At 40.3% G+C, this 13243-nt stretch carries 10 protein-coding genes; 5 read left to right on the forward strand and 5 right to left on the reverse strand.

Annotation, left to right across the window (positions count from 1 at the left end; translation table 11 throughout):
- From OGM63_RS06095 to OGM63_RS06110, 4 genes are all read right to left on the reverse strand, one after another.
- On the reverse strand, nucleotides 1–511 hold a 511-nt coding region (locus OGM63_RS06095), incomplete at its 3' end, for an IS607 family transposase (protein WP_263744609.1).
- Nucleotides 512–552: 41 nt separating this feature from the next.
- On the reverse strand, nucleotides 553–1110 hold the full coding sequence (locus OGM63_RS06100; RefSeq protein ID WP_263744610.1) for a C1 family peptidase: 558 nt from the start codon (nucleotides 1108–1110) through the stop codon (nucleotides 553–555).
- A gap of 404 nt (nucleotides 1111–1514) precedes the next feature.
- Entirely contained in the window at nucleotides 1515–2402 is an 888-nt protein-coding gene (locus OGM63_RS06105) for a sugar phosphate nucleotidyltransferase (RefSeq protein ID WP_263744611.1), read from the reverse strand.
- A complete protein-coding gene (locus OGM63_RS06110; protein ID WP_263744612.1) occupies nucleotides 2383–3426 on the reverse strand; it encodes a mevalonate kinase family protein in 1044 nt (347 codons plus the stop codon). The genes OGM63_RS06105 and OGM63_RS06110 overlap by 20 nt, the downstream gene beginning before the upstream one ends.
- A 176-nt stretch (nucleotides 3427–3602) precedes the next feature.
- Between OGM63_RS06110 and OGM63_RS06115 the strand changes: the two genes are divergently transcribed.
- A complete protein-coding gene (locus tag OGM63_RS06115) occupies nucleotides 3603–4106 on the forward strand; it encodes a GNAT family N-acetyltransferase (RefSeq protein WP_263744613.1) in 504 nt (167 codons plus the stop codon).
- Nucleotides 4107–4229: 123 nt separating this feature from the next.
- Entirely contained in the window at nucleotides 4230–4478 is a 249-nt protein-coding gene (locus OGM63_RS06120; protein ID WP_263744614.1) for a hypothetical protein, read from the forward strand.
- A 651-nt stretch (nucleotides 4479–5129) separates the two neighbouring features.
- Here OGM63_RS06120 and leuS read toward each other — a convergent pair.
- The gene (gene leuS, locus OGM63_RS06125; RefSeq protein WP_263744618.1) at nucleotides 5130–7682 is read right to left on the reverse strand and encodes a leucine--tRNA ligase; all 2553 of its coding nucleotides are present in this window, start codon (nucleotides 7680–7682) and stop codon (nucleotides 5130–5132) included.
- 478 nt (nucleotides 7683–8160) lie between these two features.
- Between leuS and OGM63_RS06130 the strand changes: the two genes are divergently transcribed.
- The 3 genes from OGM63_RS06130 to OGM63_RS06140 are packed head-to-tail and all read left to right on the forward strand — an operon-like array spanning nucleotide 8161 to nucleotide 13133.
- Nucleotides 8161–9726: a hypothetical protein gene (locus tag OGM63_RS06130; RefSeq protein ID WP_263744615.1), complete on the forward strand. Its 1566-nt coding sequence runs from the start codon at nucleotides 8161–8163 to the stop codon at nucleotides 9724–9726.
- A 6-nt stretch (nucleotides 9727–9732) separates the two neighbouring features.
- Complete coding sequence (locus OGM63_RS06135) at nucleotides 9733–10938, forward strand: DUF1822 family protein (RefSeq protein ID WP_263744616.1); 1206 nt, start codon at nucleotides 9733–9735, stop codon at nucleotides 10936–10938.
- Between the two features lie 20 nt (nucleotides 10939–10958).
- Nucleotides 10959–13133: a CHASE2 domain-containing protein gene (locus OGM63_RS06140; protein WP_263744617.1), complete on the forward strand. Its 2175-nt coding sequence runs from the start codon at nucleotides 10959–10961 to the stop codon at nucleotides 13131–13133.
- Nucleotides 13134–13243 lie beyond the last annotated feature (110 nt).

Raw genomic sequence — 13243 nt, forward strand, 5'->3', positions numbered from 1 at the left:
TTAAATCTTCTACTAACTCTTGCTGGGGAGATAAAGATTCTTGATTAGCAACAATAATCTCGCATCCATAACTTGTGGCTAATTCTTCTACAAACTCAAATGCAAATCTACAGAGTCTGTCTTTATGCGCCACGACTAAAGTTTTGACTTCTCCCTTAAGAATGGAAGAAACAAGCACTAAGAATTTTTTTCTTTTAAAGTTTAGTCCACCGCCAATTTCTTTTATAGTTTCATCAATTGCAAGTCCCTTGGAGCTACAAAAAATCTCCATAGCCTTTACTTGATTTACTAATTCAGGTTTTTGATTATTCGATGAAACGCGGCAATAAATAATTACTTTCTTTTTTGCTTCTAATGGTTGCAATCCCTTAGCTATTCTTAAATCGTCATCAGTATAATAGCGATAATTAGAAACAGTTCTTTTTGCTGGCAGCTTTCCTGAAGTATCCCATCTCTGTAATGTTTTTACTGTTACCCCAAGCTTTTTAGCAAATTCGTGTGGTTTGTACATCAAGTCAATGTCTACACTTCAACCTTATTGTACATTAATGTCTAAAGTTTTAGCTTCTTAAGAAGAACTCCGTCTGTGTATAACGCAGCCACAATCGGTCCATGTAAACACATAGCCTTCTTAATCTCAGCAGGGGAAGGTATGGGAGCATACGAAATGGGTAGTGGACTTTTGCTAACATAGCCCCAATTGGCAGCTCTATAAGGAGTGGCTACCTTAGGGGGATTAGAACCATTTTTGGCAACATAAGGTACGGAGGCAGCAGTAGCTGTTCCGGTTGTCCGCAATTCCTCGAAAGCCCACCAGCCACCCATACAAGTACCAGATTTTCCTGAATTAATCAAATACTGTACGGAAGGATCTACGGAACTGTTATTCTTAATAAAATAACTGCCTTCCCAAGCAGCAAGACTAGCAAAAGCCCACTCACTACCACACGTACCTCGGTCTTTAACCGAAGTGACGACTTTGCCGACATTCCGCCAGTCAAAACTCTTTTGTTCGGGGATACAACTTTTAAGCGGCTGTGACAAACATAGAGATTGACCAAATCCGAACCAGACTACAATTAACAGCAATGCTATTTTGAAAAACTTCATTTTTTACGAAACTCTAACCCAGTTACTTAATATACAGCACTTCCTGCTATGGCAGCAACCCTCTAACAGTTAGGTCGGACAAAAAAGGTGCGCTAAAACGCATACATCAGTAATAATATTACTCTTAGGTAAACTACCAATCTCTCGAATTGTTATTTCCGATTGATGTAAATTTATGCCAATCTTACCAAAGTAATATGTTAGCTGTTCTAAGTAGGTCGGTGCGAAAAAACCAAACCTGTCATTGCGAATGTAGCGAAGCGGAGTGAAGCAATCGCAAGGGTTTTGATAACTTTATATTCTGTTACATAGTTATATTTATTTTCGCCGACTTACTTATAGCGTTTTAGGCTGATATTTATGCCCCAATCAATTAATTGGGAATCGCTATAAATTCGTCAAATCTATAAATTCCGAAAATTAATCATCGTCTGCAAATAAGCATCTGGCAACCCAGTATCAAAACACTTCCCATTAACAACATAACCCGACATCCTCTCCTTCTCCCGCAACTTATCTAAACAAGTTGTTAACTGAAACTCACCCTTTAACCGCACATTATTTTTAATATCTTCTGCCAAACAATCAAAAATTGTCGGTGTGAGTGCATACAACCCAAATATACATAAAAACTGATCGTCTGCCATCCCTTCCACATGCAGATGCTGACGTGCATACTCAATACTGGGTTTTTCAGATATTTGTGTAACCGAAAGTATCGTATTTTCCTTTTTCCAATTGCCTGTAACACAGCCAAGTTTATGCAATAACTCTGCTGGCATTGTCGTCAATCCTACCACATTATGATTGACTTTTTCGTAAACATCTAAAACTTGACGCGCACAAGATTTACCATTATTTGATTTATAAATGTGGTCGCCTAACATCAACAAAAACGGCTCATCTTTCACCCAATCTTTTGCAGAATATACTGCATGACCATAGCCTTCTTGTTTATCTTGGATTAAAATAGTAATTCTATCACCTAAATCTACCAAATATTTGCTGTATTCCTGATTTTGGGGTGAAAGCTTTTCAAAAAGTTCTGCTTTGGGTGGTCTTTTAAATAAAGTTTTAAAAGTTTTCTTATCCTCCGGTTGCACCACAATTGCAACTTCTTCAATCCCAGCGTTAATCGCTTCTTCAATAATCGCTAAAATTACAGGCTTTGCCCTACCATCTTTATCAATAATCGGGAAAAGTTCTTTTTTCACAACTTTGGTAGCCGGAAATAAACGAGTCCCGAAACCAGCGGCTGGAATTACAGCTTTTCTAACTTTCTTTTTTTGCATAAATAGTCAGTGGCAAACATTGCATTTGAGGAAAGTTATATTCAATTATTTCTATAACTTTTTGTTGACTTTCCTTGTCTTTGATAATAAATTGTGCAGTACCATCGCCTTGTGAACCAACACCCTTACCACCATAAATGTAAGGTTGAATTGGTTGATAATTAAGAAGTTGGTGCAAGACAATAGCCGTTAACTCTTGGGGACAAGCGGGTATAAGATGCTTGTCAAATTCGGCTTGTGCTTCTTTCATCAAAAAACCAATTTGTTCAGCATCACCTTTTTGCAAAGCATCAATTGCCGCTTGGGTAATTTTATAACTAATTTCACCCAGATATTTTTGCACATTTACTTGTACTTCGGTTGTGGCGAAGGGATAACACTCATTCAGAAGAAGAAGAATTTCTTGGGTATTTTTAGCTTTTCCGAGGTCTACGATGACAAAAAATAAATCCTGGGGAGTATTAAGCTCAATGATATCAGTATCAGTGCCATCAAATATCATCGTAATTGGGCGATCGCCATAAGCGCAAGCCTGATCCATCCTTCCACAACGCGAAGGTGTCGTAATTTCCCCCAGATAAGCAAACTCCATCTCACCCCGCTGGGTCATTTTTAAGTTATACACTTGATTAAACGCCCTAGCCACCAATACGCAAATTGCCGCACTTGAAGATAATCCTTTTTGAATCGGCAAATCTGTCAAATAATTGTCAATTTCTAATCCACCCACATGAAAGTGTGTCAGCAATTGGTAGGCAACCCCAGCAGCATAACTGAAAAAACCGCCTTTTTTCGCTTCACTCAGCAAAGCCTGCTTGGACATCGGCAAAGTTAGGGTTTTCTCAGTAGATGCGCGTAGCACTAGCGAATCTGGATGAGGCTTCACTTCGGCATAAATTCCCTGATTCGTGCCTACAAGCAGCGTACAGCCCGCTTTCAGTTGAGGATTGATACAGCGATAACCTCCAGCCCAATCACTGTGTTCGCCGAATAAACACAAGCGTCCCGGAACAAAAATTTTCATTGCTTTTCACCCTGGAAGATGCAAAATTTAGTGTGTAGTGTATGTAGTGCGTTAATTTGTAAGTCCCTTATGAATCAATACAGTTGGTGTTAAGCCGGATCGGACGAGTGTAGAGACGTGAAATTTCACGTCTCTACAGGTCTAAAATCAATACTAAAAATCCTTACTATTGCCTTATGAATCAGTATCGCTTTCAAAAGTCATTTGCTGAAGATGCAATAAGCGATCGCCTTTTTAACCTATTAGAAATCGTCTTCACCCAAATCAAAATTAGCGACGCAGCGCAAGTTGGTAGAATGCTTGGTGCATCCTGGGAATCTGCTTCTACTCCATTTATCCGCTTGCATGATGACGTAGCGATTAGCCATGTGGGAGTGCTGGAAATCCCGATGCAACTGATGGGACAAAGTATCACAGTTGGGGGAATCCACGCAGTCTGTACCCATCCCGAATATCGCCGGCGCGGTTATTACCGGGAAATTATGGAAGAAGTGCTTGATTATTGTAACAGTCGTTACGATACGCTTATCCTCACAACAGCACAACCAGAGTTATATCAACCTTTTGGCTTTCGTGTTGTGGGGGAACACATTTTCATCGCCAAATGTGACTCAGTAGGTAATCAAGGTTTTCGATTAATTAATACTTCTGATACTAATGATGTAAAATTGCTACACTGACTCTTAGAAACACGTGAACCTGTCTCCAACATCGTCAGCATAGTAAATGAGAAGGCTGTATTCTGCGTCAATGAGGGAAGAAACCCTCTATACTATGCTCCAGACTTGGATGTTATCATTTGCATGGAAATAAAAGATACACAACTTCAGCTTTTCGATGTGGTTGGGACGAGAATCTGTAGTTTAGCTTCTATTCTCGAAAGAATTAACATACGCATTCAAGAAGTTGCCATTTATTTCAGCCCAGATCGCCTAAATGCCGATGTGCAAGCATTATCTCACATCCTCGATGGAGATTCTTTGCTCATGGTTCGGGGCAACTTTCCGGCTGAGAATGAGAAATTCATGCTACCGCGTTCTGCACGTTGTTGATGATTGTCGATGTGCGATCGCTAACCATTAAATTAAATACTTACTATTTTTTTATACTTGTACTACAAATCATCTACAATTTAGCTTCGTCTTGTTTATCACCATGAATGATAAGTCATCTGAGATAAACAAGTGTCAGTTAAGAAACTGTCACTCACCAGATTCCCGTCTTGACGGCAGAAGAGATATTCTTGATAGTGCAAGGAGTGATACCACTTCATAATATGTTTGCTACATGTTATCTTCGCAATCCTCTTTAGTTAGGGAGTATTGCTGGTTCCAAATGTTGCATCAAACGAGTGGGTTGGTATACAGTTATACGGTAAAGCGCTTGAGTGAGCAAAACTCTCAAGCGCTTGTTCGTGTTTGTATAAAATAAGCAGTAACTCAGTACAATCAAATATCACTCGCTATTGGTCGGGCAAAGGAAAAAAGCAAGTGATATCATGTCCGACAAATCACATATACTGTAGAGACGTAGCTAGCTTACGTCTGTTGGGGTTCTGGCAACACATAATAAGCATAGCGATCGATGTCTAGAGAAATAAGGGTTTGTTGCCGTTTTTGCGCTCATTGCTGATATTGTAAAGACGTTCCAGTGGAACGTCTCTATGAAGGTTAGAAAGAAACCCAGCTTCTACGTCTTTAAATTTACCCGATGACGAAGTTTACCAACTTCCCAGGCACGACAATCACCTTTTTAATTTCTTTACCCTCAATGTAACGCTGGGCAATTTCCGATTCACGAGCGTACTTTTCCAAAGCTACTTTATCAGCTTGTGCCGGCACTTGAATTGACCCACGAGTTTTGCCCATAATTTGAATCACTAAAGTAATTTCATCAGCAATCAAAGCAGCAGGGTCAAATTTTAGCCAAGGTTGAGTGTGAACCGAATCACTATTGCCCAACAAATGCCACAATTCCTCAGTAATGTGTGGTGCGAAAGGTGCCAGTAACATCACCAAAGTTTGAATACCTTCAGAATAAATTGGTGAATCTTTGCAGCTAGCATCAGCAAGAGCATTACTCAACTTCATCAATTCAGAAATAGCAGTATTAAATTGATAATCTCCCTCCAAATCTTCCGTAACTTCCTTAATCGCAGTATGAATTGCCCGTCGCAACTCCTTCTCAGCCTTACTTCCTTCCTTCGTAGTAACGCGATTCATCGCGTCCATATTATCAACAGACGTCACCAAACGCCAAACTCGATTCAAAAAGCGAAATTGACCTTCGACATCAGCATCTTCCCATTCCAAATCTTTTTCTGGGGGTGCTTTAAACAAGATAAACATGCGTGCAGTATCCGCACCATACTTTACCAAAACTTGCTCAGGATCGATGCCATTATATTTCGACTTAGACATCTTTTCATAAAAGATTTGTAACGTTTCTCCCGTTTCTGGATCTCTCGGATTTGCTATTTCAACTTGTGCCGATGGGATATACTTACCCGTGACAGGATTTTTGTAAGTTAAACCCTGCACCATACCTTGAGTTAACAGACGTTGGAAAGGTTCATCGAAATTCAACAAACCGCGATCGCGCAACACTTTAGTAAAGAACCGTGAATATAACAAGTGCAAAATCGCGTGTTCAATACCACCCACATATTGATCCACCGACATCCAGTCATTCGTCTTCGCTGGATCGAAAACCTGCTGTTCATTCTTCGCATCAGGATAGCGCAAGAAATACCACGACGAATCAATAAAAGTATCCATCGTGTCAGTTTCTCGCTTTGCGGGAGTGCCGCAACTCGGACAAGGCACATTGACAAAAGCTTCCATCTGTGCTAAAGGCGAACCGCCGCGCCCACTAAATTCTACATCTTCCGGCAACTGCACTGGTAAATCTTCATCGGGAACAGGCACCGTCCCACATTTGCCACAGTGAATTACTGGTATTGGCGCCCCCCAGTAACGCTGTCGGGAAATCAACCAATCCCGCAAGCGATATTGTACCCGCGCTTTACCAAAACCTTGTTTGTCGGCATATTTGACGATCGCACTCTTGCCCTCACCAGACGCCATACCATCAAAGTCACCAGAATTAATCATAATTCCTGGTTCTGTATATGCTTGTGACGTTTCTTCTTTGCCATCTTGTGGTATAATCACCACTTTGATGCGTAAATTCTGTTCTTTGGCAAACTTGAAATCGCGGACATCGTGTGCAGGTACACCCATCACTGCCCCAGTACCATATTCATACAGTACATAATCGGCAATCCAGACAGGAATTTCTTCGCCGGTAAAGGGGTTAATTGCCTTACCACCAGTGGGAATACCCCGTTTCGGCTTATCTTCAGCAGTGCGTTCTAACTCGCTTTGGTTGGTAACTTCTTTGGCAAACGCTTCTACTGCTGCTTGCTGTTCGGGTGTGGTGACGCGCTTTGTTAAGGGATGTTCTGGTGCCAATACTACGTAAGTAACGCCATAAACTGTATCTGGACGTGTGGTGTAAACACCGATTTTCTCATCCATGCCGACGATGGGAAATTCTAAGTACGCACCTGTGGATTTACCAATCCAGTTTGCCTGCATCAACTTGACGCGATCGGGCCAGCCTGGTAATTTATCTAAGTCGTTTAACAATTCTTCGGCGTAGTCGGTAATCTTCAAAAACCATTGCCGCAACAACTTGCGTTCGACGATCGCACCGCTACGCCAAGAACGTCCTTCGCTATCAACTTGCTCGTTTGCCAGTACAGTTTGGTCTATGGGGTCCCAGTTAACAGCAGCTTCTTTTTGGTAAGCTAACCCCGAAGAGAGAAATTGCAAAAAAATCCACTGCGTCCACTTATAATAATCAGGGGAACATGTAGCTACTTCGCGTTCCCAGTCAATAGACAAACCCAGACGCTGCAATTGCTGCCGCATCTGAGCGATATTTTGATACGTCCACTTTGCCGGTGGTACACCTCGATCAATGGCGGCATTTTCTGCTGGCAAGCCAAATGCATCCCATCCCATCGGATGCAGTACCCGATAACCTTGCATTCGTTTGAGGCGGGCAATCACATCAGTAATCGTATAATTACGGACGTGACCCATGTGTAGGCTGCCCGATGGATAGGGGAACATGGATAAGGCGTAGAATTTTGGCTTGTCGCTGTTTGTAGGTGTTTTGTCTAAGCCGAATTCAGTCCATGTTTTTTGCCATTTTGCCTCAATTTCTGCTGGGTTATATCGGAACTCCACAATGAAAACTCCTTCGATGTATGCGATCGCTTCTGTTTCGCTATTGTGGCACACTTCATCATTTACCTGACGGCTTAGGAATCTCAGGGTAAAAATAAGATGACTTAGGAGAATCCCCTTTAGTAGAATGAAAACTATTATTTCTTCCAAATACGTAGTTCTCATCGACGTGCTCTTTCTCGTCTGGGGACTCACCTTGAGGTCATCCCCAGTAATGGCAACGCCAATCTTACATCGAAACAACATATAATTCCCAAACTGAGTTTGAAAATTTCAATATCTGACATTGGGCAATTTGAGGAGGGGGAAAGGGACTCATGGTAAGAAAGAAGAAATATTTCCCCCTGCTCCCCCAATCCGTCTGCTCAAAATCTGTCTGAAGTGCATAATTAACCTGAGGTGAATCCCATCTATGAAATAGAACCACCGTATACACAAGGTTATGAACACTCGTTGACAACCAGCAAGAGGAAACTTCATGAAAAAACGTGAAGACATCGTGGAAAAGTTCTCGACGTTTCTGAGCTTCGGAAATACCAATATTGCTAGAAACCTGATTTGGCACACAGATCCAGAACTAGAACGTTATATAAAACATTTAGTCAAATCTGAACCAGAGGCTAATAAGGAATTTTGGGCACGATATTTTTTGAAAATTTTAACAGAAGTATCCCATTCAAAGAGCACAGAAGCAGAGAATCAAAAAGATACACAAACACCAATTCAATCTTCCCTAGACAAATTTTCTGTATCACCATCTTCTTCGATCGCGGGAAGACACTTGTCAGCTTACTTACAAGAAGCTTGTTTGTGGGCTTCTCAAAAAAGTTATCAAAGGTTTAAGTTTCTCCGGCACAAATACCCATTAGAAGAATATTTTCAGATAGCTAATTCAGCGGCAAATCCTCCAGCTAAACTCTTCAGAAATTTTAATTTAGAACATCCGCAAACCAATATAGAAGGTTATGCTAAAACGGCATTATTGCGATTTGTAAAAAATACAATTTATCGACAAGACATAGAGGCAAAAAGAGATAAATTTTCTGATTATGGCTTATTAAAAAATTTAAGTAATAAAGAATTGCGAGAAGCTTTAACTTATCAAGGGGTAAACAATAACCAAATTCCATCATACTGCTTAGTTTGGCAATGCTTAGATGAAATTTATCAACCGAACCAGAACTTAGTCAATAGGAATTTTAAAGATCCAAGTGAGACACAATTAACCCAAATTACTTTTCGCTACAATCAGCGACAAAATCAACTAAATTATTCTACAGAAACTTCAATAGATAAAATTCAAGATATGCTGTCAATTTGCATTCAAGCTGCTCGCAATTACCGCACCAAACGTTTTTTATCTCTAGAAGAATATGATACTATATATGACTTTATACCTAGTCCTTGGGATACACTTTTACACGAAGAAGCATCAGAACAAGTGCAATCTCTCATCTACCAATTATTTTCAAATATGCCAGAAGCCGGACAAATAATCTTGAAACTTTTGCTAGGATTAAACTTAACTCAAATTGAAATAGCCGCCGTTTTAAAAAGTAAGTATCCGGAATTGCAAAAGCAATATCAAGTGGCTCGTCACTTAGCAAGATACAATAAAAATCTCTTAAAAGACTTGGCTAATGAGTGGCAGAAAATTGACCCAGAAATTTGTTTAAATGATGAAAAAGATATTGAACGAATAAAAGACGCTATGGGTGAATGCTTGCAGTCGCTCTGTCAAAACTTGTTATATTCAAGTTTAGATAAAATTGAAGAGCAATACAATCATTCAAAAAAGCTTTTAACTCTGACCAATGAAATAAATATGCTGAAACAACAACGAGTAAACCCGTTGATTATTGACTTATATGGGGCATCTAATATGCTTCAAGAGATCAAATATAATTTAATAACTTGTTTACAAGAAGAATTAGAAAGTAAGATGGATTTACCTAAAAAATCTTTAAAAATAGTTGAATCTAAAATAGAGGTTTTGGTTGATGAATGGATAAAATGCAAACTTTATGTTGCGAATAAGGGGTGAACTCAGATGACATCTGACTTGAATGAATTAATGGTAATCTATCCAGAAAGATTATGGTTAGAAATATCCGATCAAGCACAAGAAAAGGCATGGAGATTATCTAAACAAAAGCCTTATTCTCATCCAAATGCTAGTTGGAATGCTTACCTTAATAATCTGTGTCTGTATATTTTTTTGACTTGGTTGAAAGAAGACCCCGATTTGCGGGAACCGATCAATGTTTGGCTGAATGACGAGGAACTAGCCAGCGTCTGGGAAGTTGTAAATGGGACGATGCTAACCATCGGTGATACTAAATTAGTGCTAATTCCTAGCGATAAAAGTAATTTTACAGAGTTGCGGATTCCCCAAGAATGGGTTGATATTCCTAACTGGGCAGGTAACTATTATTTGGCTGTGGAGTTAAACTTAGAAGAACGCTGGTTTGGGGTATCGGGATACACGACTCATCAACAAATAAGGAAGGAAGCTAAATATGATTCTGTGGATCAAACTTACTCTTTGGATGTAGAAGATTTAATTACAGATTTGAATGTGATGTGGGTAGCACGAGAAGTTTGCCCTGTTGATAAACTAGAAATAGAACCTTTATCGATATCAAGTACACAAGTAGAGAAGTTATTAGAAGAACTAAGTAAATTCACGTTTTATTCACCTCGCTTAGATGTACCTTTTGAAATGTGGGGAGCACTACTAGCAGTGGACGAATATCGGCAGGGTCTCTATCAACGACGGCTAGAAAATCAAAAAAACAACAAGATAGCAAATAATTTGAGCCAATGGTTTGAAAATATATTTGAGGTGGGTTGGCAATCTTTTGAAGCCATTATTAGCTCACAACAGAAAACTTTAGCCGTTCAATTTAGAACTGATGTGATGTTGAACGACCTCCGTGTCAAGCGAGCCAAGTTGATTGATTTGGGGATGCAATTAGGAGGTACTGCCGTTGTGCTGCTACTGGGTTTAACATCAGAGTTGGATGAAAAAATCAGTATTCGGGTGCAGTTGCACCCGGCAAATGATGAAATTTACTTGCTACCCGATATCAGACTAGTTTTGCTATCGGAATCAGGGAAAATTCTTCAGGAAGTACAATCAAGAAATCACGATCATTTGATTCAGTTAAAGAAATTTAAATCTTATCCTGGAAAAAATTTTAGTATTAAAATAGCTTTTGGTGGTATCAGTATTAAAGAAGACTTTGTGCTTTAACCGCTGCTTAATTTCCAGGCATGAGTAAATTAGTTGTATTGAATTTGGGAAGAGGTGACTTAAAGCGGGGCTTTCCCTCGGTGACAGTTCAGCTATGGGAAGAAGGCAATCCCATTGCCATGCAATTTACAGGCAGTTTACCACCGGCATCGTCGCTTTGGCAACTCTACAGGCGTTGGCAGTTACTTTATCAGTTGCTTTATGAAGCGCTTTATCCTAGTTTAGGTTGGCGGAGATACGTAGAGAAAGAAGATGAAGAAATTGAAATAGATGAAGAGGACGTAACGAATATTTCTTCGGTGGATTTTATTAATTTATGCGATGATTTATCTAAGGGAATTAATACTTGGCTGAAGTCAGAGGCATTTCGGAATATTGACCAAAAATTACGCACAACATTAGCTCCAGATGATGAAATCCGGGTAATTTTGGCAACAGAAGACGAACAAGTAAAACGGCTTCCTTGGCATCTGTGGAATTTTTTTGAAGATTATCAATTAAGTATTGTCGGCATCAGTGCTGCGGAGATTGGAAGAGTTAAACCATTACCTAAAAATCCAGGGGATAAGTTAAGAATTTTAGCGATTATTGGTAATAGTGAAGGAATTGATGTCCAAAAAGATAGAGCAATTTTAGAACAATTACCAGGCGCGGAAACAGTTTTTCTGGTAGAGCCACAACGACAAGAGTTAGATAAATGGCTGTGGGATAAACAGGGTTGGGATATTCTCTTCTTTGCTGGACATGGTTCAACTCAAACTGATGGAGAAACTGGGCGAATTCATATTAATAAAACTGATTGTTTGACGGTTTCTCAGTTGAAAAATGCGCTGAAAGCAGCGATCGCTCGCGGGTTACGTTTAGCTATTTTTAACTCCTGCGATGGGCTGGGATTGGCGCGGAATTTAGCTTCTTTGCAGATTCCGCAAATGATTGTCATGCGCGAACCTGTGCCGGATTTAGTCGCACAAGAATTTTTGAAGCATTTTCTCGCAGCATTTGCTGATGGTGAGTCTTTTTATTTTGCGGTGCGAGAAGCACAAGATAGGTTGCAGGGTTTAGAAAATGAGTTTCCCTGTGCTAGTTGGTTGCCTGTGATGTGTCAGAATCCATCCTCTTCCCCGCTAGTTTGGCAAAAACCGATTGTTGCTCCTGAGCGCAAATCCTTACCAAGCCGACGGGTGCTGCCGATCGCTTTTCAAGTCAGCTTGTTCGTAACCGCTTTGATAATCGGAATGCGATCGCTTGGAATTTTACAGTCGTCAGAATTGATGTCTTTCGATCATGTCATGCGATCGCGTCCTTATGAAGCACAAGATCAACGCATCTTAGTGGTTGGGGTCACCGAAGCTGATGTTCGCGCTCAACCACCCAAAGAAAGAGGTGGAGCCTCATTATCAGACAAAACTTTGGCACTCGTTGTGGGAAAATTAGAACAGTTTGAACCGCGTGCCATCGGCTTGGATATTTATCGCGAGAATTCAGTCAGCGCAGATTATCCTTCTTTAGCCAAGACAATGAAACAGAGCGATCGCTTCTTCGCTATCTGCAAAACCAGTGAAGAAGACAAAAATCCTGGTGTTCCCGCACCTCCAGAAGTGAGTGTGCAACGCCAAGGCTTTAGTGATGTTTTAGCCGATCCCGATGGCGTTATCCGCCGACAATTATTGGGGATGACACCGACACTTCCTTGTTTAACTGACAAATCCTTGAGCTTTCGTTTAGCCAGCCGTTACTTGGCTGATTTGGGCATTATACCACAACTTAATCCCGATAAAAACTTTTACTTTGGCAATGTCGTCTTCAAAAACTTAGAGGAAAACAGCGGAGGTTATCACGGAATCGATTATTTAGGTCATCAAATACTGTTAAACTGGCGTTCCTCACCTCAAATTGCTCCACAAGTTACACTTAAACAAGTTCTCAACAATGAACTTACGTCAGATTTAGTGCGCGATCGCATTGTCATCATTGGCACTACTGCTGAAAGCTTTCATGACTACTGGTCTACTCCCTACAGCACCCAAAAAATGCCCTACCAACCGATGTCAGGGATAGTCGTTCAAGGGCATATGGTAAGTCAGATTCTCAGTGCTGTGTTGGATGGCAGACCATTATTATCAGTCTTGCCGAAATGGGGTGAAGTCTTGTGGATCTGGTACTGGTCTATGGTTGGAGGTATGATAAAACTTTAAACAAAATATAGTCTAACATAGTCAGATATAGTCTAAAACCCGACAAGTAATGAAATTGTCTGATTATGCTAAAACTTTGGGGATTTCATATCTTACAGCTTGGCGACATT

The organism is Plectonema radiosum NIES-515 (genome assembly GCF_025753815.1).
In the GTDB taxonomy this organism is placed as follows: domain Bacteria; phylum Cyanobacteriota; class Cyanobacteriia; order Cyanobacteriales; family Nostocaceae; genus Hassallia; species Hassallia radiosum_A.